This is a genomic window from Nocardioides sp. NPDC006273 (assembly GCF_040613495.1).
In the GTDB taxonomy this organism is placed as follows: Bacteria; Actinomycetota; Actinomycetes; order Propionibacteriales; family Nocardioidaceae; genus Nocardioides.
Genome location: NZ_JBEXSD010000075.1, coordinates 1 through 23,365 on the forward strand (window position 1 = coordinate 1; position 23,365 = coordinate 23,365).

Here is a 23,365-nt window from a genome sequence, read left to right on the forward strand (position 1 = left end):
CGAAGCTGGTCGGAGGAGCTCGGGCGCAGCATCAGGTGGTCGATCCCGGGGGAGTCGGAGCCCCACACCGCACACTCGGGCCCTCTCGCTCGCTTCGCTTCGCGAGGCACGGGGTCAGATGCGCCGACTCGGCAGGCCTGCGGGCCGGACGATCGCGGATAGCAACTGTGGGGCGTGCCGTCGGTAGGCTGGAGGCATGGCTGTACCCACCTTTGTCGACCGTGTCACCCTCCACGTCGAGGCCGGTCGCGGCGGACACGGGGTGGCGTCGGTGCACCGCGAGAAGTTCAAGCCGCTCGGCGGCCCCGACGGCGGAAACGGCGGCCCGGGCGGATCGATCATCCTGCGCGTCGACCCCGACGTGACCACGCTGATCGACTACCACCACAGTCCCAAGCGCAAGGCCCCCAACGGCGGCCAGGGCGCCGGCGACCACAAGAACGGCGCCCACGGCGAGGACATGGTTCTCCGCGTCCCCGACGGCACCGTCGTGACCGACATGCGTGGCAACGTCCTCGCCGACCTGGTCGGGGCGGGCTCCGAGCTGGTCGTGGCCCAAGGCGGCCGTGGCGGTCTCGGAAACGCGGCGCTGGCCTCGTCCAAGCGGAAGGCCCCCGGCTTCGCGCTCCTCGGTGAGCCGGGCGAGACGCGGGAGATCGGCCTGGAGCTCAAGGTCGTCGCCGACATCGGTCTGGTCGGCTTCCCGAGCGCGGGCAAGTCGTCGCTGATCGCGGCCATCTCGCGGGCCCGGCCGAAGATCGCCGACTACCCGTTCACCACCCTGGTGCCCAACCTCGGCGTCGTGAAGGGTGGCGACATCACCTTCACCGTCGCCGACGTGCCCGGCCTGATCGAGGGTGCTGCCGAGGGCCGCGGCCTCGGCCACGAGTTCCTGCGCCACATCGAGCGCTGCGCCGCGCTCGTTCACGTCATCGACACCGCGAGCATCGAGCCGGGGCGCAACCCGATCGACGACCTCGAGGTCATCGAGAACGAGCTCTCCCGCCACGGCGGCCTCGAGGACCGACCGCGGCTGATAGCGCTCAACAAGGTCGACGTCCCGGACGGTCGCGAGATCGCCGAGATGACCATCGGCGAGTTCGAGAAGCGGGGGATGAAGGTCTTCGAGATCTCCGCCGCCTCCGGCGAGGGCACCCAGCAGCTGATCTACGCCATGGCCGAGATCGTCGATGCCTCCCGCCAGGACGTCCCCACGGTCGCGCCGACTCGGATCGTGCTGCGCCCCGAGGGCGCGGAGGGCAAGAACGGCTTCACGGTCAAGGTCTCGAAGAACGGCGAATACCTCGTCCGCGGCCCGCAGCCCGAGCGCTGGGTGCGCCAGACCGACTTCGAGAACGAGGAGGCCGTCGGCTATCTCGCCGACCGTCTCAACCGGCTCGGCGTCGAGATGCGCCTGGTCGAGCTCGGGGCGCAGGAGGGCGACACCGTCATCATCGGCGACCCGGCCAACTCGGTCGTCTTCGACTTCCGCCCCTCGATCGAGACCGGTGCCGAGATGCTCGGCCGCCGCGGCGAGGACCAGCGCTTCTACGAGGAGCGGCCCTCCGCCACCCGGCGACGCGAGATCGACGCCGGGATGGAGACCAAGGAGGAGTACGAGGCCCGCGCCGACATCGCGCGCCGGCTGCGTGACGGCGCTGGCCCGGTCTCGTACGAGATCGGTGGCGAGGACGACCCGGACAGCGACTGGGCTGAGAACGACCCGTCCGCGGACGCGGGACAGCGCGCAGGGGAGTAGCGGCACCGCCCGACCAACGGAAACCTGCGGAGCGATCGGCTTCGGCGCCGGTAGGATCCGGCGCAGCAGGAGCACAGGCTGACGTACGAGGGGGATCGGTGCAGCGCGAGGTCGTGACCGGGGCACGCCGGGTGGTGGTCAAGGTCGGATCGTCTTCGCTGACCACGGCCTCGGGAGGCATCGACCCCGGCCGGTTGAGCGCTCTGGTCGACGTGCTCGCGAAGACCCGGGCCACCGGCACGGAGGTCGTGCTGGTCTCCTCGGGGGCGATCGCGGCCGGGCTCTCACCGCTGGGGCTGGCCAAGCGTCCGCGGGCGCTGGCCAAGCAGCAGGCGGCGGCGAGCGTGGGCCAGGGGCTGCTGGTGCACCGCTACACCGACGAGCTCGCCCGGCACGGCATCATCGCCGGCCAGGTGCTGCTCACAGTCGACGACCTGAACCGGCGGGCGCACTACCGCAACGCCGACGCGACGCTGTCGAAGCTGCTCGACCTGGGTGTGCTCCCGATCGTCAACGAGAACGACACGGTGGCCACCTCCGAGATCCGGTTCGGTGACAACGACCGGCTCGCGGCGCTGGTGGCCCATCTGGTCAAGGCCGACCTGCTGGTGCTGCTCAGCGACGTCGACGCGCTCTACGACGCGCCACCGTCACACCCCGGCTCACGGCGGATCGACGAGGTGGCCTCGCCGGCCGACCTCGCCGCGGTGACGATCGGCAAGGCCGGTGCCGCCGGGGTCGGCACCGGCGGAATGGTGACCAAGCTCGAGGCGGCCCGGATCGCTGTCGACGACGGCGTCCCGGTCGTGCTGACCTCGGCGGCTCAGGCCGAGGCGGCGCTCGCGGGCGAGCCGGTCGGCACCCTGTTCCACGCTGTCGGCAGGCGGCGGCCGGCGCGGCTGCTCTGGCTGCAGCACGCCACCGAGCCGGTGGGCTCGATCACCGTCGACGCGGGCGCTGTCGCCGCGATCAGTCGCCGCGGGGCCTCGTTGCTCGCCGCAGGGGTCACCGGCTCCTCGGGTGCGTTCCAAGCCGGTGACCCGGTCGAGGTCGTCGACCCCTCAGGGGTTGCCGTCGCTCGTGGCCTGGTGAACTACGACGCCGACGAGATCCCGCGGCTGGCCGGGCGCTCCTCAAACTATCTCGAGGCCAACCTGGGGGCTGCGTACGCTCGGGAGGTCATCCACCGCGACGACCTGGTGGTGCTGTGAGCGAGCGAAAGCGAGTGAACCGAAGGATGAACACGTCGCCGGGCTCGTATTCTGGCGCTTGCGCTACGGGCGTGGCGACGTGAGCGAGGTGGCGGCTTGAGCCGAGCGCGGTGGGTGCCGCTGGTGCTGGCCTGGGGAGTATTGGTGCTCTGTGGCCTGCCCGCCCTCGCGATCACGCTCTCCCGGGCGCTGGCGAGCACAGATCTGCGGGCGGTGCGTCTGGCTGCGTTCGCGCCGTTCGGTGTCGTCCTGTACGCCTTGTGCCTGGTCGCGATCCTCGTCCTGGTGTGGCTCGCCGCCGGTCGTGGTCGGATCAGGCTCGCCGTCGTCGCCGGGGTCGTCGCGCTGCTGCTCGCGGTGCATGTCGCCTGGCAGGCACCGTTCTACGCCGGATCCCGGGCGACCAGTGCCGGTGAGCCGTTGACGGTGATGACCACCAACCTCTTGGAGGGCAAGGGCGACACCGACGCGGTGGTCGATGCCGTGCGCGCGAACAAGGTCGACGTGCTCGCCGTCCAGGAGATCACCGCGGAGGCGCTCGAGAAGCTGACCGTCGCATTGGGGGACCAGCTGCCCTATCGGAGTGGCGAGGCAGCCCCCGGCACCACGGGCACGATGCTCTTCGCCGACCGCCCGATCACCAAGTCACGCCGGATCGAGACGGCGATGGGGTCGTGGGCGGCCGACGTGGGGGAGTGGCGGGTCGTCGTCGCCCATCCCGCCCCACCCACGCTCGCGGTGTGGCCCGCCGAGCAGGAGCTGATCATCGAGGCGGCGGCCGCGGAGAAGCCGGACCTCCTCCTGGGGGATCTCAACGCGTCGCTCGACCACCACACCACCCGGCGACTGCTCGACGATGCGGACCTGCAGGACGCTGCCCGGGCGAGCAACGCCGGCTGGCAGCCGACTTGGCCGACCGAGGGGTTCGCCGGCGTACCTCTGCCGCCGGCGACCGCGATCGACCATGTGCTCATCGGCGACGCCCTGGTCGCGCTGGCGACCGAGACGGTCGAGGTGCCCGGGTCCGACCACCTGGCGCTGGTCGCCTATCTCGGCACTCCTGAGGGGTAGCCTGCGGCCGTGGCGAACAACTCGGACGGTCTGATCCGCTCTGCGCTTCGTGGGAACGAGGAGACCGCCTCGCGGTTGCGACGTACGCAGTTGCTCGGTGTGCTCGCGCTGGTCGTCGCGACCCTCGCCTCTCCGGTGGTCCGGCTGGCCGACCACGACGGGGACGTCGACCGCCAGCTCAACATCTGGGCGGCCATCCAGTGGATCGCGGATGCGCGAGACGCCTCCGACGGTCTGCCCGCGTCGTTCAGCTGGCTCGCGATCGCGCTCTACGTGGCACTCCTGTTCGCGGTCTCGGCTCCGGTGCTCGCCATCGTCCTCGCCGTACAGCGAGGCGGTGCGGCCCGCCTCGCCGCCGGGATCGCGGCGGTTGTCGGGTCGGTCGTGACGCTGTCGTGCTGGCTGGTCGTGATCGGTGACTCGCCCGAGGGGTTCGCCGACCTCCAGCCGAGCTGGGGCGTACTGCTCCCGATCGTCCTCGGGCTGTGGACGGCCAACATCCTGGAGACCGACGACTAGGGCTGACCTTCGAGGTGGCCGAACCCCGCGGCGCTTCCCGCGCTCCGGCGTGCGGGAGCGCCGTTGGGGTGGTGGAACAGTGCGGAGGAGCGGGGCACTCCGTCCTGCGGGGTCGTCACCGGATCAGGCGGCCTTGTGAACGATTCACAAGGTCTCGTCAACTGGCGTAGGCACCAGGCAACCCCTGGCCCTCGCCCCGGCAGAACACCGGCCACGACTCCCAAACCCGTGCCCAACCCAAATCCGCTGCGCCAAACCGCGCCGCAGACCCGATAGCCAGCCAAACTCTCGCCGGATCACGGTGTCCAGGACCGCGAAGCGGCGGCGAAGCCGGCGGCCGAAGGCCGTCATCTCGACAAGCTCGATACATCGCCTTGGCTCCGGGATACGTCGAGAACATCATCCAATACGGGTCGGCGGCCACTAACCCAACAAGCAAGAGCAGCACGTGACACGCCCGATCACCGAACCCCACGTGCTTGACTGCGCCCCATGACGGAAGCCCAAGACGTGAAGCCGTCGATCAGCATGCTGTGGGAGTCGACTGATCCGTCCGCTGCGCTGACGGATCGGTTCGGCTTCGCATCAGCGGACAGTGCGACGGACTGGCTGAGCAGCGTACTCGCCGATCATTGGGGGTTTCGGGTGGACGCCTGCGAGCGGTTGGTCATCAGCGACGCCAACTGCTTGGCGTGGCTCGTTGTGGATGGGCGGCGGATGATCGCCAAGTGGTCGATGCGTCAGCCGGTGTTCGCTCGCCTGGCGGCGATCGCACGGCTCACCTCGTGGCTCGACGGACGCGGGGTGCCGGTCTCGGCTCCGCAGCCGGCGAAGGACGGCAGGGTCCAGGTCGAGGTCGACGGATTCTCGATCGGCCTGCAGAACGTGGTCTACGGAGACCTGTTGGACATCGCCGACGCCGTGCAGGTGCAGGCGGCCGGGGAGATGCTTGCGACGATGCACGCAGCGATGGCCGACTACCCGGACGCAATCCCTACCGAGGAGCCGAAGGCACCGCGTACGCAGCTGGTCGGCAACGACTTCAGATCGGCCAACATCCTGTGGGCAGACGGCAGGATCGCGGCGGTGCTGGATCTGGAGGAGGCCAGGTACCGGCGGCGGGTAGATGACCTTGCCCAGGCTGCGGTGCTCCTCGGGACCCGCTATCGCTGCTGGTCGCCGACGCCGGCAGATGTGCGTGGGGCGTTCGTCGCGGCGTACGAGTCGGTTCTGCCTCTGAGCCAGGCCGACGCCGTGGCGCTCGAGGACGTGATCGAGGCGCATCTGACGGGGATGACGTGGTCAGGATGACCGAAGGGGCCGAGGCTCAGTCGTCGACGGCCTCGACGCCACGCCGGACGATGAGCGGGTCGGGGGAGCCGATGATGTCGGGGTCCTTGTCGTCGTAGTCGTGGTTGGCGAGGAAGTGGCGCATCGCGTTGAGCCGGGCGCGTTTCTTGTCGTTGGACTTGATCGTGGTCCAGGGCGCCCAGTCGGTGTCGCTGCGGCGGAACATCTCCTCCTTGGCGGCGGTGTAGGAGTCCCACCTCTCCAGCGACTGCACGTCGATCGGGGAGAGCTTCCACTGTCGCACCGGGTCGATCTGACGGATGATGAAGCGGGTCCGCTGCTCCGAGCGGGCGACCGAGAACCAGAACTTGGTGAGTGTGATGCCGGAGTCGACGAGCATCTGCTCGAAGAGCGGCACCTGGTGCATGAACTGCTCGTACTCCTCGTCGGAGGCGAAGCCCATCACTCGCTCGACGCCGGCGCGGTTGTACCAGGATCGGTCGAAGAGGACCATCTCACCGGCGGTGGGCAGATGCTGGACATAGCGCTGGAAGAACCATTGCTGCGACTCGCGGTCGGACGGCTTGGACAGAGCCACCGTACGGGCGTAGCGGGGGTTGAGGTGCTCCATGAATCGCTTGATCGTGCCACCCTTGCCCGCCGCGTCCCGGCCCTCGAAGATCAGCACGTGCTTCCCGCCGACGCGGTCGTTCCAGCGCTGGAACTTCAGCAGCTCGACCTGGAGAAGGTACTTCTGCTCGTCGTAGATCTCGCGTGCGATCCGCTCGTCGTAGGGGTAGTTCTCGCGCCACGTGTCGACGGCTCGGCCGGCGGGGTCCAGGAGTACCGGGTCGTCGTCGTGGTCCTCACCGATCGTGTGGCCCTCGGTGATCAGGTTGTCGATGTACTCGCGGAATTCCTGGGACATGGCACGAAACGTAGGTATCCGAGGTGAACGCGAGGTAGCGCTCGGGCCGCGCACGAGCACAGCGCCCGCGGTTCGTGGGGGAAGCCAGGTGCGCCGTACCCTTGGTAGACGATGAACCCCCGGACCGTCTACCTGGACCACGCCGCCACCACGCCCATGGCCCCGGCGGCGATCGAGGCGATGACCGCGGAGCTGGCGCTGGTCGGCAACGCGAGCTCGCTGCATGCATCGGGGCGCCGTGCCCGCCGGGTGCTGGAGGAGTCCCGAGAACGGATCGCCGCGGCGCTCGGCTCCCGTCCCGGCGAGGTCGTCTTCACCTCCGGCGGCACCGAGGCCGACAACCTGGCCCTCAAGGGCGCCTTCTGGGCCCGCCGCAACCAGGACCCCGCGCGCACCCGGATCCTGTCCTCCACCGTCGAGCACCACGCCGTGCTCGACCCGCTGCACTGGCTGGAGACGACCGAAGGCGCCGAGGTCGAGCTCGTCGGCTGTGACACCACCGGTCGCCTCGACCTGGCTGCGATGAGGGAGGCGATCGAGCGCGATCCGGCCTCGGTCGCGGTCATCTCGGTGATGTGGGCCAACAACGAGGTCGGCACGCTCCAGCCCGTCCCCGAGATCGCTGCGATCGCCTCCGAATACGGGATCCCGGTCCACACCGACGCCGTCCAGGCGATCGGCGCGGTGCCGGTCGACTTCGCGACCAGCGGCGTCGACGCGCTCTCGTTGACCGGCCACAAGCTCGGTGGCCCGGTCGGCGCGGGCGCGCTGGTCGTGCGCCGCGAGCTCGAGCTGACCGCGCTGGTCCACGGCGGCGGCCAGGAACGAGACGTACGCAGCGGCACCCACGCGACCGCGGCCATCGCCGGCTTCGCGGCGGCCGTCGAGCTCGCGGTCAAGGAGCAGGAGGCGTACGCGATCCGGGTCGGTGAGCTGCGCGACCGACTGGTCGAGCAGGTACTCGCCACCGTGCCGGACACCCACCTGAACGGTCCGCCGCTGGGTCACATCCGGCTGCCCAACAACGCCCAGATCGCGTTCCCGGGCTGCGAGGGCGACTCGCTGCTGATGCTGCTCGACGCCGCCGGGGTCGAGTGCTCGACCGGTGCGGCGTGCTCGGCCGGCGTACCTCAGGCCTCTCACGTGCTCCTGGCGATGGGCCAGAGCGACGAGCAGGCGCGCTCCTCGCTGCGCTTCTCGCTCGGCCACACCACCACGGCCGAGGACGTGGACCGGCTCGTCGCGGCGATCGGACCTGCCGTCGAGCGCGGCCGCGCGGCGGGGCTGCAGCGATGAGCGAGCGCCAGCGAGCGAACATCGGATCCTTCATCGGGGCGCGTCCGTATCATGGCGCTTGCGCTACGGAGGTGGCCCGATGAGAATCGTCGCCGCCATGTCCGGGGGAGTGGACTCCGCCGTCGCCGCCGCGCGCGCGAAGGAAGCCGGCCACGACGTCACCGGCGTCCACCTGGCGCTCTCGCGCAACCCGGCCTCCTACCGCTCCGGCGCGCGCGGGTGCTGCACGATCGAGGACTCCAACGACGCCCGCCGTGCCGCCGACGTGATCGGCATCCCGTTCTACGTGTGGGACCTCTCCGACCGCTTCCACGACGACGTGGTCGAGGACTTCATGTCGGAGTACGCCGAGGGGCGCACCCCCAACCCGTGCCTGCGCTGCAACGAGAAGATCAAGTTCGCCGCCGTGCTGGACCGGGCGCTCGCGCTCGGCTTCGACGCGGTCGCGACCGGCCACTACGCGACGCTGCGTGAGGGCGCCGACGGGCTGATCGAGATGCACCGCGCCGTCGACGATGGCAAGGACCAGTCCTATGTGCTCGGGGTGCTCGACCAGGACCAACTGAAGCACTCCATGTTCCCGCTGGGGGATACCCCCAAGCCGCTCGTACGCGAGGAGGCGGCCCGCCGCGGTCTGCTCGTCGCTGACAAGCCCGACTCCCACGACATCTGCTTCGTCGCCGACGGCGACAACGCCGGCTGGCTGCGCGAGAAGCTCGGCGACCGGGCGCCCAACCAGTCCGGGCCGATCGTCGACGAGTCCGGCGACGTCCTGGGCGAGCACCAGGGGACGTACGCCTACACGATCGGGCAGCGCAAGGGCCTCCGCCTCGGCAAGCCGGCGCCCGACGGGAAGCCACGGTTCGTGCTCGACATCGAGCCCGTCTCCGGCACCGTCACCGTCGGCCCCAGGGAGCACCTGGCCGTCGACGGGCTCTCCGGGATCCGCCCGCGGTGGGCCGGCCGCGCGCCCGAAGGGGTGCTGGAGGGCACGGTCCAGCTGCGCGCCCACGGCGACGAGCATCGGGCCCGGGTGACCGTCACCGACGATGACGTCGAGATCGAGCTGCTCGACCCTGCCTACGGCATCGCCCCGGGCCAGGCCGCGGTCATCTACGACGGCACCCGCGTCGTCGGCTCGGCGACCATCGCCTCGACCCGTCGGGCGGCGCTCACGTGAGGGCGACCGGAGTCGGGTCGATGCCTGATGAGGATTTCGCGGAGGCCTGCCGCGTCGTGCTCGGTGAGCTCACCGACCTTCCCCATCTGCCCGAGCTGCCCGCACGTGGCGCGATCGCCAACATGACCGGCCGGGCACTGGCGGTGCTCGAGGGGCTCGACGCCGACCTCCAGCCCGCGGGCTGGCGACTGACCGGCACCTCCGGATCGGCCGGGGTCGACCATCGCCGCGCCCGGAGCCTGCTCGCCCAGGACCTCGACACCGTCGAGGAGCTGGGCCAAGACTCCGCGCTCACCGCCGGCGGCGGTGTGTTCAAGATCCAGGTCGCCGGGCCGTGGACCCTGGCCGCCACCGTCGAACGACCCCGCGGCGACAAGATCCTCGCCGACCACGGCGCCCGGCGCGACCTGGCGCAGGCGCTGGCCGAGGGCGTGCGCAACCACATCCGGGACGTACGCCGCCGCCTCCCCGGCGCGGAGACCCTGATCGTCCAGGTCGACGAGCCCGCGCTGAGCGCCGTGCTCAACGCTCAGGTGTCGACCGCCTCGGGCTTCGGCAAGCACCGCAGCATCGACCTTCCCGAGGCCTCGCAGGCGCTGGAGTGGGTGCTGGGTGCGATCGCCGAGGAGGGCGCGACGCCGTGGGTGCACTCCTGCGCGCCCGGGACGCCGTTGGGCCTGATCCGCAACGCCGGTGCGAAGGGGATCAGCGTCGACCTGTCCCAGCTCACCGCCGGTGACCACGACGACCTGGCCACGGCCCTGGAGGCCGGCGACACGGTCGCGCTCGGCGTGGCTCCCGCGCTCGCGCCGGCGGACACCGCGCTCACCGACAAGGTGGTCACCGAGACCGTGGAACGCTGGCTCGACATGCTCGGTCTGGACGCTGCGTACGACATCGTGCTGACGCCCACGTGCGGCCTCGCCGGTGCCGATGCGCGATGGGCGCGCACCGTGTTGCGAATCCTCACCGAGAGTGCAAGGCATCTAGCGTAGATTTCGGTCCATGCTACGACGAGGGACGGCTCTGCTGGCGACGGCTCTTCTGCTCGCAGGCTGCGGGAGCAGCGCGACCGAGGCAGACGACGGCGCCGCGGAGAAGCCCAGTCCGGCGCCGTCGGTGAGCATCGACCCGGCTGACCTGAAGCCCGGCGATCGACCCGCGACGCCCGAGGCGCTGGCGGCGATCACGCTCCAGCACGTGCCCGTCGAGCCGGAGGCCTTCGACGGTGGCGACCGCTACTTCGAGCAGGACGAGGTCGGCACCGTACTGCTGTGGGGAGAGGACCGGTCGCTGGAGGTCAAGGCCGGGGCGGTCGACGACGACCTGCTCTCGACCTGGTGCCGCGACGGGATGTCGAGCTGTGTCGAGGTGAAGACCGAGAGCGGCACCGCCACGGTCGCCTGGGACCTCGCCACCGACGACGGCACTCCTGGTCAGCTGATGGTCTCCCACCAAGCCGCGGGGGAGGAGCGTCGGGCCGCCTACCTGGGCGAGAAGATCACCGAGGATCCTCGCAAGCTCGACCTCGAGGTGGACGTGGACGACCTCGTCGCTCTGGTGACCGACCCGCGCCTCGGCACCAAGACGACCGTGAAGATGACGAAGGCGCAGGTCAGCGGCTTTCCTTCGGCCGGTGCCAACGGTGACGGCGAGGTCGCGCTGACCGCCGGCGCGATCGCGGCGGGACTCGTCGAGACCGAGGAGTACGCCGATCTCGACTCCTTCGAGAAGGCCGACGCCTCGGCCTACGGCAAGGGTGCCTTCGGCGTCGTCGGCACCCGTCCCGACGGCAGCACCGTCACCGCCGTCCACGCCCCGAACCTGCCGGCGGGTCAGCGGAGGTGTCCCAAGACGCTCACCTGCTCGAAGGGCGACACCGACGGCTACGACGGCTGGATCGAAGGATCGGCCGAGACCGTCCGCTGCCACGAGGCGGAGGGAGAGCGCGCCGCATTCTGCGCCGTCGTACGCGAGCAGGCGCCGGCGCCGTTCCCCGAGGACGATCTCGACCCGGTCCTCTCCGGCCTCGAGGCGGCGCTGGAGACGCTGTGGCCGACGGCTTCGGCCGAGAGCGTGCGCCGCGGTGAGTCGCTGGTCGGCTGACGGTCGTCAGCGTCTGGCTATCCGCTGGCCCTCGTAGGCCTGACCACGCTCGCTCGGCGGAGCGAACGACTCCGGCGGACGAGGCTGGTGATGAGCTGGCTGCTGCGCAGCCGCGGGTTGCGGATCCAGTCGCTGGGGAGACGGCTGACGGCGGCTCGGTTGGCGAGGCTCCGGCGGGCGCGGCCGCTGCATACGCTGGGGCGGCTGCTGGTCCGGGGACAGCCGGCGGGGGAGCGGGGCCTCGCCCCGGGGCCGGGCCTGGGCCTGGGGCTGGGGCTGGGGCCGCGGCCGGAGGTGCGGGTGGACCGGGTAGGGCTCCGATGCCTGACGCGGGTCCGGCGGATAGCGCGGAGGTGCCTGGGCGAAGCTCGGGTCGTCCCACTCCTGGTCGCGCTTGCGGCGTCCGGCAAGCAGGGCGACCGCACTGGCGGTCAGGGCCAGGACGATCATGGTGGCGACGATGACCCAGGTGAGGATGCCGGCACTGCCGTCGTCCCCGGTCGGAGTCGCCTTCTCGACGGCCGCTGTCGCCGGGACGCAGCCGCCGTCGACGCACTCGCCGTCGCTGGGGGTGCCGGTCACGACGAACCTGATGCCGCGGTCGACCGAGCCCTGGAAGGTGAGGGTGTGCTCGCCGAGGCCGATGTCCTTGGGCAGCCGGCCCGACCACTTCGCGACGCCGTGGCCGTTGGCCTTGACGTCGGTCGAGAGGACCAGCGGGGTCGAGTAGACGACGACCTTGATGCCGGTCTCGTTGGGCTTGAAGCCGGAGGCCTCGGCATGGACCACGTCGTCGGCGTCGACGGAGGCCTCTCCCAGGCCGGTGAGGTCCAGGCCCTTCGTCGTCGGCGGCTCCTCCGGTGCGGACCACGGCTTCTCCGACGCCTTCTTCTTCGGCTTCCGGTCCGCGCCGGCCTCGTCGGCAGAGTCGCCATCGGTGGCACGCCCTGAGGACGTGCCCCCGCCGGTGCCCGACCCCGAGCCGGAACCTGAGCCCGACTCCGACCCCGAGCCCGAACCGGAGCCTGACCCCGGACCTCCGGTGCTGGCCGAGGGCTCTTCGGGGGTCGGTGAGCTCTCGGGCTCGGCGAGCGCGTCGAAGTCGAACGGGACGCTCGCGTGCGCCGAGTCGGAGTTGTCGTAGCGGTCGCGACCCTCGCCGCGCATCGTCATGATCTGGTAGCTCGTGCCGGGGTCGAGCATGGCGACCTGGGCGGCGTCGAGGGTGAACCGATAGGTCCAGTCGTCAGGATCCTCGGGGTTGAACAGTTCCGACTTGATGAACGTGTTCCGGGTCCCTGAGCCGGAGTAGCCCACCGGGTTGAGTGCGATCTCGATGCCCGGCCTCCGGCCGCCGTAGTCGGTGCCGTGGACGTCGAGCACCACGCCGCTCTTGGACTGCGAGACGATCGAGACCTCGACCTCGGGGTCGGAGAAGAGGCCGCCCAGGCCGAGCGCAGGGACGGCGCCGATAGGCATGAGCAAGAGGGCGAGCGCCGTCAACAGCGTCACCGCGAGCCGAGAGAACACTGCAGACCTCACAAGGCGGTCTCTTGGGGGCAAGGTGTCGGCCCGCCTCAGCCGATGCGGCAGGAAGATAGCTCGCTTTGTCCCGCATGGTGACCCGCGTCACCCAGGTGTTGACGGGTTGCGTCGATATTGAGGGGATTGAGTGTCGTTTGGGCTGATGAAACGGCGAAAACGCCCCGACGGGTATGTCGTGCACATTCCGGCTCGGCAACGTCGGAAGTTGTCGGTGGGACGAGGCAAGATGGTGCCTGTGAACGATGACGTGACCGCCGAGGCCGGGCCCGAGCAGAAGACAGAGCACCAGGAGCTCGCCGAGCAGATCGAGGATGCTCGCTACCGCTACTACGTGCTCGACGACCCGACGCTCTCCGATGCCGAGTTCGACCAGCTGTGGCGTCGGATCAACGAGCTCGAGGAGCAGTTCCCCGAGCTGCGCACGCCCGACTCTCCCACCCAGAAGGTCGGCGGCACGTTCTCGACGGAGTTCACCGCGGTCGACCACCTGCAGCGGATGGAGTCGCTCGACAACGTATTCTCGTTCGAGGAGCTCGCCGGCTGGCACGCCCGGATCGCGAAGGACGGCGCCGCCCAGGCCGAGCTGCTGTGCGAGCTCAAGGTCGACGGGCTGGCCATCAATCTGCTCTACGAGAAGGGCCGCCTGGTCCGGGCGCTGACCCGCGGCGACGGCCGCACGGGTGAGGACGTCACCCCGAACGTACGCACCATCAAGTCGATCCCGCACCGGCTGACCGGCACCGACGAGTTCCCGGTGCCCGACCTGGTCGAGGTGCGCGGCGAGGTCTTCCTCTCCAACGAGGCCTTCGACAAGCTCAACGCCTCCCTGGTCGACGCGGGCAAGCCGATGTTCGCCAACCCGCGCAACTCCGCCGCCGGATCGCTGCGGCAGAAGGACCCGCGGGTGACCGCGACCCGCGAGCTCGGCATGGTCTGCCACGGCATCGGCGCCCGGGAGGGTTTCCAGCCGGTCGCCCAGTCGCATGCGTACAACGCGCTGAAGGCATGGGGGCTGCCCATCTCAGATCGGGTCAAGGTGCTCAAGACCCTTGCCGAGGTCGAGGAGTTCATCAGCTACTTCGGCGAGCACCGCCACGACGTCACCGAGCACGAGATCGACGGCGTCGTGATCAAGGTCGATGCCATCTCGCTGCAGCGCCGGCTGGGCTCCACCTCCCGCGCGCCGCGCTGGGCGATCGCCTTCAAGTATCCGCCCGAGGAGGTCAACGCCAAGCTGCTCGCCATCGACGTCGGCGTCGGCCGCACCGGCCGGGTCACGCCCTTCGGCGTCATGGAGCCCACCAAGGTCGCCGGTTCGACCGTCGAGCGAGCGACGCTGCACAACGCCCACGAGGTCAAGCGCAAGGACGTACGCCCCGGCGACACGATCATCCTCCGCAAGGCCGGCGACGTCATCCCCGAGATCCTCGGACCGGTGCTGCCGCTGCGGCCCGAGGGGCTGCCCGAGTGGGTGATGCCCACCGAGTGCCCCGCGTGCGGCACCACGCTCGCCGAGCAGAAGGAGGGTGACAAGGACCTGCGCTGCCCCAACCACCGCGGCTGCCCGGCACAGGTGCGGGAGCGCGTCTTCTTCGCCTCCGGGCGGGGCGCCTTCGACATCGAGGGGATGGGCTACGAGGCGGCCGACGCGCTGCTCGCCTCCGAGGTGATCACCAACGAGGGCGACATCTTCGCGCTCAACGAGGCCAAGCTGGCCACCACCACCTTCTTCACCCGCGCCGCGAAGAAGGCCGAGAAGGAGGCCGGCGCCGGCGACCGGGTCCTCAACGCCAACGCCATGGGCCTGCTGGGCAACCTCGAGGAGCGCAAGCAGGTCCCGCTGTGGAGGGTGCTGGTTGCGCTGTCGATCCGTCACGTCGGCCCGTCCGCGGCCCGAGCGCTGGCCACCGAGTTCGGCTCGCTCGACGCCATCTGGGCCGCCTCCCAGGAGGAGCTGGCTGCCACCGAGGGTGTTGGCGGGATCATCGCCGAGGCCATCGTCGAGTGGCGCCAGGTCGACTGGCACCAGGAGATCGTCGAGAAGTGGCGTACGGCCGGGGTCTCCCTCGCCGACGAGCGCGACGAGTCCGTCGCCCGCACCCTCGAGGGCCTGACCATCGTGGTCACCGGATCGCTCGAGGACTTCTCCCGTGACGGCGCCAAGGAGGCGATCATCGCGCGCGGCGGGAAGGCGGTCGGCTCGGTCTCCAAGAAGACCGACTACGTCGTGGTGGGTGAGAGTGCCGGCTCCAAGGCCGCCAAGGCCGAGGAGCTGGGGCTGCCGATCCTGGACGAGGCGGCGTTCAAAGTGCTCCTGGAGAAGGGCCCCGCCGAGGCGTCAGTTCCTGACGCCGAGTAGTCAGTTCTTGAGATCGAGACGTCAGTTGTCGACGTCGAGAGGTTGGGGTCGTCTGGACTTGGAGAGGCAATACCCCCCATAGTGTGGCGCCGTGCTCGACGCCCTTTCCTCACTCCTCACGGTCGCCGCGGTCCTGCTGGTCCCGGCGACCGTGCTGCTGTTCACGATCCGTACGCCTCGAGCGGGGTCGCTCTCCTCGGCCACGGCGATGCTCGCAGCGGTCCTCACCGCGATGGCCACCCTGGGGGTCGGCCTGCTGCTCGGTCACGGCGTCATCCAGGCCGCGGCCGGGGGCGTCGTCCTCGGTGCTTCGCTGCTGGCTTGGTTGCCCGCGGCGCGGGACTGGGACGTACGCGGCATGGTGGCCTGGGCGCTCACCATCGACGTGGGTCTGCTCTACCTGACCTATGTGGGGCTGTGGACGGTCACGATCCACCCCGGCGCGTGGACGACGACGCTGTCGAGCCTGCTGTGGCTGCTGGAGGTCTTCGTCTTCGTGATCGGCGTGGGCTACCTGTGGGAGATGGTCGACGTGCTCGCCCGGCGCCGCTGGCGCGGCTGGCCGACGCGGGGTGAGCACCACCCGGGTTGGGGCCGGCCGTTCGTGAGTCTGCACGTCCCGACCCACAACGAGCCGCCCGAGATGGTCATCGAGACGCTTCAGCGGATGCTCGAGCTGGACTACGACGCGTACGAGATCCTGGTCATCGACAACAACACCGAAGATCCCGCGATGTGGCGCCCGGTGCAGGACTTCTGCGAGCAGTACGACGGGGTCACCTTCATCCACCTGGCCAACTGGCCGGGGTTCAAGTCCGGGGCGCTCAACTACGCGCTGACCCGGATGAACCCGCGCACCGAGGTCATCGGGATCGTCGACGCCGACTACCACGTCGCCCCTGACTTCCTCGCCCACAACGCCCCGCTGTTCAGCGACGAGTCGGTGGCCTTCGTGCAGACGCCGCAGGATTACCGGGACTGGGACGTCTCGGCGTACTTCCGCCGTCTCTACCACTCCTACGGCTACTTCTTCGACGTCAGCCAGGTCTCCCGCAACGAGCGCAACGGCGCCATCTTCGGTGGCACCATGGGGCTGATCCGTGCCTCTGCGCTCGTCGAGTCCGGCGGCTGGGACGAGTGGTGCATCACCGAGGACGCCGAGCTGTCGCTGCGGCTGCTGAAGATGGGCTACAACGGCATGCACGTAGACCGCTCCTACGGCCACGGCGTGATGCCACTGACCTTCGAGACGCTCAAGAAGCAGCGTTTCCGGTGGTGCTTCGGTGGCATCCAGATCCTGCGGATGCACTGGCGCTCGCTGCTGCCCGGCCGGCGGACCGAGGACAACCAGATGACCATGGCGCAGCGCTGGGCCTACCTCGTTGGTGGGCTGCAGTGGTTCGGCGACCTCGCCGGGGCGCTGTTCACCTTCTTCCTGATCTCGGGTGCTCTCGACCTGATCCTGGGCGGCGGGCTGGTCGTGCGCCGCCTCTCCGGTCTGCTGCTGTTCGCCACCGTCGCGCTGGTGCTCTTCGGCGCTGCCCGATCGATCGCCTTGGTCCGGCTCCGCAGCGGAGCCTCCTGGCGTGATGCGCTGGGCGCCTTCGGGCTGTGGCTCGCGCTGGGGGCCACCGTCGCCCGGGCCTCCTGGCTCGGGCTGGTCTCGCGGGAGGGCACGTTCCTGCGTACGCCCAAGATCAAGGGGAGGCCGCGCCTGCGCGACGTGGTGCGGGGCAACCTGGTGGAGAGCCTCGCGGCTGCGGTCTGCCTGGCGGTGGCGGTGGCGGTGGGTGTCGTCGGCGGGGCGAGCGGGATCGCCCTCGCGGTCCTGCTGGGCTTCCAGGGGATCGGCTACGCGCTGGCCCCGATCAACAGCTGGGCGGCGATACGCAGCGACCTGCCCGCCGACCTGCGCCGCCGCCGCGAGCGGGCCTGGGCATGGAGTGCGGCGGCGCCGACAGCTCGGCGTGGCGGCCTGGTGCTCGCCTTCTCCTCGGTGATGCTCGCCGGACTGCTCGCCATCGCAGCGCCGGTGGGCAGCCCGGACGTACCCGAGGTGGGCGACGTCCACGGTGCCCTCGAGAAGCCGCGGAACAAGGATGAGCGCCCGCCCGCGCAGAGTCCGGCGCCGGAGGCGGACGAGGACCCGGCCGTCGAGCCGGACGAGGACCAGGCTCAGCCGACCCGCGCTCCGGAGTCCACGCCCACCCCGGCCGCCGCGACCGCCAGCACCCGGCCCACCCAGGCCGCGGACTCGACACCGTCGACCGCACCTACGCGTGGGGCCGAACCGACCCTTACGCCCTCGACCCGGCCCGGGCCGCCGGGCCGGCCGAGCGACAAACCGTCGAACGGCGGTGGCCCGAACAAGACGGGCTAGCTAGGTGGGCTGCCCGGGCAGCTACACGTCGGTGAGGCGCCGCCAAGCGTCCACGACGGCGACCACCGCGATCGGGCCGACGACAGCGGTCAGAGCCAGCTGAGGCGGGCCGACGGCTGCGGCCGCTTCTGCCCCGCCCATCCCGGTCCACAGCGACGCCGCGGCGTAGGGGAACCAGGAGCCGGCACCGAGGAGGACGATCACCTGTGTGATGGCGATGACGGCGATCAGTACACCGACGGTGCCGAACGCGCTCCGGGTGACCGTCGCGACCCAGGCGAACGGAAGTGCCAGCCCGATGCCGAGCGTCCCGGCCGTGAGGGCGGTGACGGTCGCCTGTCCGAGTCCCGACGGGGTGTTCGGTGGCGCCGACGCCAGGGCCGCGCCGGCCAGCGCGGCGAGGGTGAGGCCGACGAGCGTCGCGGCGAGCACGGTCGTCGCGAGGCTGGTGAGGATCACCAGGCAGCGAGCCAGCGCGATCGTGGTGCGCGGAACCGTGAGCCCGAAGGACGCACCTGCGGTGCCGTCGGCGAAGGGCTGCCCGAACGCCCATGCCGTCGTGAACCCGCCGGCGGCGAGCATGGCGACGCTGAGGATCTGGGCGAGCGCCACCATGACGGTGGTGCCCGGGTCGCCGGTGGCGTACGGCGCCAGCTTCACCGCAGCAGCACCGACTCCGTAGCCGGAGCGTGCCAGGGCCACGGCGCCGAAGCTGCCGCACGGGACGAGTACGACCAGCACCGGAACGGCGATCCGGAGGACCGCAGAGCGGCGCAGCAGGAGCGCTTCGACCTGGAGGGCCGCTCGCAGGCCGGGGATCATGCTTCTCTCCTCATGGAGGCTCGGGGCTCCTCGCGCTCGGCCGCGAGCACGCTCGCGAAGAAGCGCGACTCGAGGTCCGGGCCGTCGGGGGCGAAGGTGTCGACCACCCGGCCGGCGTGGACCGCGACGATGCGGTCGGCAATCCGGGACACCTCGTCGAGGTGGTGGCTGCTGACCAGGACGGCCGCGCCTTGTGCGGCCAGGTCCCGCACCAGCTCCCGGACGATCACGACGCCGCGCGGGTCCAGGGCGCTGGTGGGCTCGTCGAGCACCAGCGCGCGCGGTGCGTGGATCGTGGCGCCCACGATGCCGAGACGCTGCCGGTTTCCCTGAGAAAGAGCGCGTGCGCGGACGTCGGCCCAGGCATCCAAGCCGAGCCGGTTCCTGGTGGCGGTGGCCAGCTCGTCGGCCCGGCTGCGGGAGCAACCGTGCAGCCGCGCGGCGGCCCGAAGGTTCTCCGTCACGGTGAGATCTGCGAAGACGAGCGGTGCATCGACGACATGACCGAACTGCGTCGCGGCGTTCCGGGGCAGGTCTGCTGCGGCATGACCGAGGATCTCCGCGGTGCCGGAATCGGGGCTCAGCCTGCCTGCGAGCGAGCGCAGTGCGGTCGTCTTGCCTGCGCCGTTGAGGCCGATCATCGCGACCACCTCGCCGTGATCCACGTGGAGGGAGAGTCCGTCCAGCGCCGGCCGTGCTGCACCCGGGCGACGCCTGGTCCACGCTGCTCGGTGGGCCGGGAAGGTGTGGCTGATCGAGTCGAGGAGTAGCGCGGTCACGGTCGTTCTCCGATGGCCGTCGACGTCAGTTGGTCGAGGGCGTGACGTACGAGCTCTGCGAGCGTGATGCTGTCGTCGAGCGCGACGCTGTCTGGGTCCGCCCACGACATCAGCGCCGCCGTCACCGCGCCGAGGACGGCCGCGGTCGCGATGATGGCGTCGAGGCGCGGAGTGCCGTCAGTGGTCAGCCGGTCGACGATCGCTTCCTGGGTGTCCTGGGTGGACACGGCTACAGCCGCACGCAGGCTCGGGTGGCGAGCGACGATCGCGACGCGGCGGCGGGCGGTGGCGTCCTCGACCGAGGCGATCCCGGCGAGGGCACTGAGAAAGCCACCTCGGACCCGCTGGATCGGGGGTAGGTCGACCGGCTGTGCCCCGACCGCCTCGGCGATGAGCGGGTCGTACGGGTCGGTGACCAGCACCGCGTCCTTGGTGGGGAAGTGCCGGAAGAAGGTCATCTGCGTGATGCCCGCGGCTTCGGCGATCTGGCTCACGGTGGTCGCGTCGTACCCATGGCGCTCGAACAGGTCCAGGGCTACGTCGAGGATGCGTGCCCTGGTGCGGAGCGTCTTGGAGGTGACCATTCGAATAATGTTAGTCACTAACATTCCTGCTTGGCAACACCGGCGGCTGCCGAGGTGAGAGTTGCGCCCGCGGACACCTAGGATGTGCGCATGCCAGAAATCACCCGCGACGAGGTCGCGCACCTGGCCGACCTCGCCCGCATCGACCTGAGCGACGCCGAGCTCGATCACCTTGCCCCGCAGCTTCAGGTGATTCTCGAGTCCGTCGCCTCGATCCAGGGGCTTGCCGGCGATGACGTGCCTGCCACCTCCCACCCGCTTCCGATGACCAACGTCTTCCGTGAGGACGTCGTGACCCCGAGCCTGACGCCGGAGCAGGCGCTCTCCGGTGCGCCGAGCGTCGAGGAGCAGCGCTTCGCGGTGCCGCGGATCCTGGGGGACGAGCAGTGAGTGAGCTGATTCTCAAGACGGCCGCCGAGCTGTCCGACGCCCTCGCCGCCGGCGAGACGACCTCGGTCGAGCTGACGCAGGTCCACCTCGACCGGATCGCCGCGGTCGACGGCGACGTCCACGCCTTCCTCCACATCGACGCCGAGGGTGCGCTGTCGCAGGCTGCCGCCTCCGATGCGCGCCGGGCCAACGGTGACGCGCTGCACGCTCTCGACGGCGTGCCGATCGCGGTCAAGGACGTGCTGACCACCACCGGTCTGCCGACGACCTGCGGCTCCAAGATGCTCGAAGGCTGGGTCCCGCCCTACGACGCGACCGTGGTCAAGAAGATCAAGGACGCCGGCCTGCCGATCCTCGGCAAGACCAACATGGACGAGTTCGCGATGGGCTCCTCCACGGAGCACTCCGCCTACGGCCCGACCAGGAACCCGTGGAAGCTCGACCGGATCCCCGGCGGCTCGGGTGGCGGCTCGGCGGCCGCGGTCGCTGCGTACGAGGCGCCGCTGGCGCTCGGCACGGACACCGGTGGCTCGATCCGTCAGCCGGGCGCGGTCACCGGCACCGTCGGCGTGAAGCCGACCTACGGCTCCGTCTCGCGCTACGGGCTCGTGGCGCTGGCCAACTCGCTGGACCAGGTCGGCCCCGTGACCCGCACGGTTCTCGACAGCGCCCTGCTGCACGAGCTGATCGGCGGGCACGACCCGCTCGACTCGACGTCCACGACCACCCCGGTGACCGGACTCGTCGACGCCGCTCGGGCCGGCGCGACCGGTGACCTCAAGGGTCTCAAGGTCGGCGTCATCAAGGAGCTGGCGGGCGAGGGCTGGGCCCCCGACGTCATGCGCAAGTTCAACGAGTCGGTCGACCTGCTCACCAAGCTGGGCGCCGACGTCGTGGAGGTCTCCACGCCGAGCTTCCAGCACGCGATGGCCGCCTACTACCTGATCCTGCCGGCGGAGTGCTCCTCCAACCTGGCGAAGTTCGACGCGATGCGTTACGGCCTGCGGGTCACCCCCGATGGATCGCCGTCCGCCGAGGACGTGATGAAGGCGTCCCGCGACGCCGGCTTCGGCGACGAGGTCAAGCGCCGCATCATCCTCGGCACCTATGCGCTATCGAGCGGCTACTACGACGCCTACTACGGCCAGGCGCAGAAGATCCGCACGCTGATCATCGAGGACTTCAAGAAGGCCTTCGAGCAGGTCGACGTGCTGGTCTCGCCGACGTCTCCGTCGACCGCGTTCCCGCTGGGCGCGAAGCTCGACGACCCGCTCGCGATGTACATGCAGGACCTGGCCACCATCCCGGCCAACCTCGCCGGCACTCCCGGCATCTCCATCCCGGCCGGGGTCTCCGACGTGGACGGGCTGCCCGTCGGCGTACAGCTCCTCGCGCCGGTCCTGGAGGACGCCCGTCTCTACCGCGTCGGTGCTGCCCTCGAGGGCGCCGTCGGCCCGGTGCTCTCGATCGACAAGCTGGAGGTGGCCCGATGACGGCTGTACCCGAATCTTTGGGCCTGGTTCCGTTCGACGAGGTGCTGGAGAAGTACGACCCGGCCTTCGGGCTCGAGGTCCACGTCGAGCTCAACACCAACACCAAGATGTTCTGCGGCTGCCCGGCGACGTTCGGCGGCGAGCCCAACTCCCAGGTCTGCCCCACCTGCCTCGGCCTGCCCGGCTCGATGCCGGTCGTGAACGCCAAGGCCGTCGAGTCGGCGATCCGGATCGGGCTGGCGCTCAACGGTTCGATCGCGGAGTGGTGCCGGTTCGCCCGGAAGAACTATTTCTACCCGGACATGCCGAAGAACTTCCAGACCTCGCAGTACGACGAGCCGATCGTCTACGACGGCTACCTCGACGTCGAGGTCGAGGGGGAGACCGTCCGGGTCGAGATCGAGCGCGCCCACATGGAGGAGGACACCGGCAAGACCACCCACATCGGTGGTGCGACCGGCCGCATCCACGGCGCCGACTATTCGCTGGTCGACTACAACCGCGCGGGCATCCCCCTGATCGAGATCGTCACCCGTCCGATCCTCGGCACCGGCGCCAAGGCGCCGCTGGTGGCGAAGGCCTACGTCGCCGCGCTGCGCGAGATCCTGCTGGGTCTGGGTGTCTCCGACGTACGCATGGACCAGGGCTCGATGCGCTGCGACGTCAACCTGTCGCTGGCCCCGAAGGGGTCCGGGACGTTGGGGACGCGCACCGAGACGAAGAACGTCAACTCGCTGCGCTCGGTCGAGCGGGCCGTACGTTTCGAGATGTCGCGCCACGCCGGGATCCTCGACGCGGGGGAGGCGATCTTCCAGGAGACCCGCCACTTCCACGAGGACACCGGCACCACCTCGGCCGGCCGGGCGAAGTCGGACGCCGACGACTACCGCTACTTCCCCGAGCCCGACCTGGTCCCGGTCGCGCCGTCGCGCGAGTGGGTCGAGGAGCTGCGCGCGAGCCTGCCGGAGCGCACCGCTGACAAGCGGGCCCGCCTGCAGGTCGAGTGGGGCTACTCCGAGCTGGAGATGCGCGATGTCTGGGCTGCCGGCGCTCTGTCGCTGATCGAGGCGACGGTGGCCGAAGGAGCCTCCGCTCAGGCCGCCCGCAAGTGGTGGATGGCCGAGCTCTCCCGCAGCGCCAACGACCGTGGCGTCGAGCTCGCCGAGCTCGGGGTCACCCCGGTGCAGGTCGCCGAGGTGCAGAAGCTGGTGGACGCCAAGACGCTGACCGACAAGCTCGCTCGCCAGGTCTTCGAAGGCCTTCTCGCAGGTGAGGGCACGGTCTCCGAGATCATCGACGCCCGCGGTCTCGCCGTGGTCTCCGACGACGGCGCGCTGGGCTCGGCTGTCGACGACGCCATCGCCTCCCAGCCGGCGGTCGCCGAGAAGATCCGCGGCGGCAACCAGGCCGCGGCCGGCGCGCTCATCGGCGCGGTCATGAAGGCGACCGGTGGCAAGGCCGACGCCAAGCGGGTGCGCGAGCTGATCCTGGAGAAGCTCTCCTGATCTCACGCCGAGTCGGCTCGTCCTGACGACAAACCCCGCCGAGTCGGCGCGTCATGTAGCCGATGCCGTCACCGAACGCCAGCCCGAGCGGGATCGAGAGCAGCGTGAGGATGGCCATCGTCAGCGCGGGGGCCATCATCAGGGCATA

At 70.3% G+C, this 23,365-nt stretch carries 19 protein-coding genes; 14 read left to right on the forward strand and 5 right to left on the reverse strand.

All coding sequences use genetic code 11. The features are described from left to right. Nucleotides 1-196: 196 nt before the first annotated feature. From obgE to ABZZ22_RS23900, 5 genes are all read left to right on the forward strand, one after another. Complete coding sequence (obgE, locus tag ABZZ22_RS23880) at nt 197-1,759, forward strand: GTPase ObgE (protein WP_354936939.1); 1,563 nt, start codon at nt 197-199, stop codon at nt 1,757-1,759. Nucleotides 1,760-1,857: 98 nt separating this feature from the next. Continuing rightward, on the forward strand, nt 1,858-2,970 hold the full coding sequence (gene proB / locus ABZZ22_RS23885) for a glutamate 5-kinase (protein ID WP_354936942.1): 1,113 nt from the start codon (nt 1,858-1,860) through the stop codon (nt 2,968-2,970). A 96-nt stretch (nt 2,971-3,066) separates the two neighbouring features. After that, complete coding sequence (locus tag ABZZ22_RS23890; protein ID WP_354936945.1) at nt 3,067-4,041, forward strand: endonuclease/exonuclease/phosphatase family protein; 975 nt, start codon at nt 3,067-3,069, stop codon at nt 4,039-4,041. A gap of 9 nt (nt 4,042-4,050) precedes the next feature. Next, nucleotides 4,051-4,560 (forward strand): hypothetical protein, encoded by a 510-nt coding sequence (locus ABZZ22_RS23895; protein ID WP_354936947.1) that lies wholly within the window; start codon nt 4,051-4,053, stop codon nt 4,558-4,560. A 492-nt stretch (nt 4,561-5,052) separates the two neighbouring features. After that, nucleotides 5,053-5,871 carry a phosphotransferase gene (locus tag ABZZ22_RS23900; protein ID WP_354936949.1) on the forward strand — a complete coding sequence of 273 codons (819 nt, stop codon included), beginning with the start codon at nt 5,053-5,055 and terminating at the stop codon, nt 5,869-5,871. Nucleotides 5,872-5,887: 16 nt separating this feature from the next. Here ABZZ22_RS23900 and ppk2 read toward each other — a convergent pair whose 3' ends face one another. Next, nucleotides 5,888-6,778 carry a polyphosphate kinase 2 gene (gene ppk2 / locus ABZZ22_RS23905; protein WP_354936951.1) on the reverse strand — a complete coding sequence of 297 codons (891 nt, stop codon included), beginning with the start codon at nt 6,776-6,778 and terminating at the stop codon, nt 5,888-5,890. Between the two features lie 111 nt (nt 6,779-6,889). Between ppk2 and ABZZ22_RS23910 the strand changes: the two genes are divergently transcribed. From ABZZ22_RS23910 to ABZZ22_RS23925, 4 genes are all read left to right on the forward strand, one after another. Further along, on the forward strand, nt 6,890-8,074 hold the full coding sequence (locus ABZZ22_RS23910) for a cysteine desulfurase family protein (protein ID WP_354936954.1): 1,185 nt from the start codon (nt 6,890-6,892) through the stop codon (nt 8,072-8,074). A 79-nt stretch (nt 8,075-8,153) separates the two neighbouring features. Continuing rightward, nucleotides 8,154-9,254, forward strand: coding sequence for a tRNA 2-thiouridine(34) synthase MnmA (gene mnmA, locus ABZZ22_RS23915; protein ID WP_354936957.1), 1,101 nt, complete (start codon nt 8,154-8,156; stop codon nt 9,252-9,254). A gap of 20 nt (nt 9,255-9,274) precedes the next feature. After that, on the forward strand, nt 9,275-10,249 hold the full coding sequence (locus tag ABZZ22_RS23920) for a methionine synthase (protein WP_354936960.1): 975 nt from the start codon (nt 9,275-9,277) through the stop codon (nt 10,247-10,249). A gap of 10 nt (nt 10,250-10,259) precedes the next feature. Then, a complete protein-coding gene (locus ABZZ22_RS23925) occupies nt 10,260-11,360 on the forward strand; it encodes a hypothetical protein (protein WP_354936963.1) in 1,101 nt (366 codons plus the stop codon). A gap of 6 nt (nt 11,361-11,366) precedes the next feature. On the opposite strand, the gene ABZZ22_RS23930 is transcribed toward ABZZ22_RS23925, so the two are convergent. Then, a complete protein-coding gene (locus ABZZ22_RS23930; RefSeq protein WP_354936966.1) occupies nt 11,367-12,839 on the reverse strand; it encodes a hypothetical protein in 1,473 nt (490 codons plus the stop codon). A 301-nt stretch (nt 12,840-13,140) separates the two neighbouring features. Between ABZZ22_RS23930 and ligA the strand changes: the two genes are divergently transcribed. Further along, a complete protein-coding gene (ligA, locus tag ABZZ22_RS23935) occupies nt 13,141-15,264 on the forward strand; it encodes an NAD-dependent DNA ligase LigA (protein ID WP_354936969.1) in 2,124 nt (707 codons plus the stop codon). Between the two features lie 91 nt (nt 15,265-15,355). Then, nucleotides 15,356-17,644, forward strand: a complete 2,289-nt coding sequence (locus ABZZ22_RS23940; RefSeq protein ID WP_354936972.1) for a glycosyltransferase — start codon at nt 15,356-15,358, stop codon at nt 17,642-17,644. 21 nt (nt 17,645-17,665) lie between these two features. On the opposite strand, the gene ABZZ22_RS23945 is transcribed toward ABZZ22_RS23940, so the two are convergent. Genes ABZZ22_RS23945 through ABZZ22_RS23955 form a run of 3 tightly spaced genes read right to left on the reverse strand, consistent with a single transcriptional unit; the run spans nt 17,666 to nt 19,829 of the window. Beyond that, nucleotides 17,666-18,466: a hypothetical protein gene (locus ABZZ22_RS23945; protein ID WP_354936975.1), complete on the reverse strand. Its 801-nt coding sequence runs from the start codon at nt 18,464-18,466 to the stop codon at nt 17,666-17,668. Next, nucleotides 18,463-19,245: an ABC transporter ATP-binding protein gene (locus tag ABZZ22_RS23950; RefSeq protein WP_354936978.1), complete on the reverse strand. Its 783-nt coding sequence runs from the start codon at nt 19,243-19,245 to the stop codon at nt 18,463-18,465. The genes ABZZ22_RS23945 and ABZZ22_RS23950 overlap by 4 nt, the downstream gene beginning before the upstream one ends. Continuing rightward, complete coding sequence (locus ABZZ22_RS23955) at nt 19,242-19,829, reverse strand: TetR family transcriptional regulator (RefSeq protein ID WP_354936981.1); 588 nt, start codon at nt 19,827-19,829, stop codon at nt 19,242-19,244. The genes ABZZ22_RS23950 and ABZZ22_RS23955 overlap by 4 nt, the downstream gene beginning before the upstream one ends. 90 nt (nt 19,830-19,919) lie before the next feature. On the opposite strand from ABZZ22_RS23955, the gene gatC reads away from it, so the two are divergent. From gatC to gatB, 3 genes are read left to right on the forward strand one after another with little or no spacing between them, the layout of a single operon-like run. Continuing rightward, nucleotides 19,920-20,219, forward strand: coding sequence for an Asp-tRNA(Asn)/Glu-tRNA(Gln) amidotransferase subunit GatC (gene gatC / locus ABZZ22_RS23960; RefSeq protein ID WP_179656872.1), 300 nt, complete (start codon nt 19,920-19,922; stop codon nt 20,217-20,219). Further along, on the forward strand, nt 20,216-21,712 hold the full coding sequence (gene gatA / locus ABZZ22_RS23965; protein ID WP_354936984.1) for an Asp-tRNA(Asn)/Glu-tRNA(Gln) amidotransferase subunit GatA: 1,497 nt from the start codon (nt 20,216-20,218) through the stop codon (nt 21,710-21,712). Before gatC ends, gatA begins: the two co-directional genes overlap by 4 nt. Then, on the forward strand, nt 21,709-23,217 hold the full coding sequence (gene gatB, locus ABZZ22_RS23970; RefSeq protein WP_354936987.1) for an Asp-tRNA(Asn)/Glu-tRNA(Gln) amidotransferase subunit GatB: 1,509 nt from the start codon (nt 21,709-21,711) through the stop codon (nt 23,215-23,217). The genes gatA and gatB overlap by 4 nt, the downstream gene beginning before the upstream one ends. Nucleotides 23,218-23,365: the final 148 nt, after the last annotated feature.

Bases quoted from the DNA above. Each gene is read 5' to 3' on its own strand.
- ABZZ22_RS23930 (WP_354936966.1), bottom strand. From the start codon at position 12,839: ATGCCTATCGGCGCCGTCCCTGCGCTCGGCCTGGGCGGCCTCTTCTCC.
- gatB (WP_354936987.1), top strand. From the start codon at position 21,709: ATGACGGCTGTACCCGAATCTTTGGGCCTGGTTCCGTTCGACGAGGTG.
- mnmA (WP_354936957.1), top strand. From the start codon at position 8,154: ATGAGAATCGTCGCCGCCATGTCCGGGGGAGTGGACTCCGCCGTCGCC.
- ABZZ22_RS23920 (WP_354936960.1), top strand. From the start codon at position 9,275: ATGCCTGATGAGGATTTCGCGGAGGCCTGCCGCGTCGTGCTCGGTGAG.
- ABZZ22_RS23955 (WP_354936981.1), bottom strand. From the start codon at position 19,829: ATGGTCACCTCCAAGACGCTCCGCACCAGGGCACGCATCCTCGACGTA.
- ABZZ22_RS23900 (WP_354936949.1), top strand. From the start codon at position 5,053: ATGACGGAAGCCCAAGACGTGAAGCCGTCGATCAGCATGCTGTGGGAG.
- ABZZ22_RS23925 (WP_354936963.1), top strand. From the start codon at position 10,260: ATGCTACGACGAGGGACGGCTCTGCTGGCGACGGCTCTTCTGCTCGCA.
- obgE (WP_354936939.1), top strand. From the start codon at position 197: ATGGCTGTACCCACCTTTGTCGACCGTGTCACCCTCCACGTCGAGGCC.
- ppk2 (WP_354936951.1), bottom strand. From the start codon at position 6,778: ATGTCCCAGGAATTCCGCGAGTACATCGACAACCTGATCACCGAGGGC.
- ABZZ22_RS23910 (WP_354936954.1), top strand. From the start codon at position 6,890: ATGAACCCCCGGACCGTCTACCTGGACCACGCCGCCACCACGCCCATG.
- ABZZ22_RS23945 (WP_354936975.1), bottom strand. From the start codon at position 18,466: ATGATCCCCGGCCTGCGAGCGGCCCTCCAGGTCGAAGCGCTCCTGCTG.
- gatC (WP_179656872.1), top strand. From the start codon at position 19,920: ATGCCAGAAATCACCCGCGACGAGGTCGCGCACCTGGCCGACCTCGCC.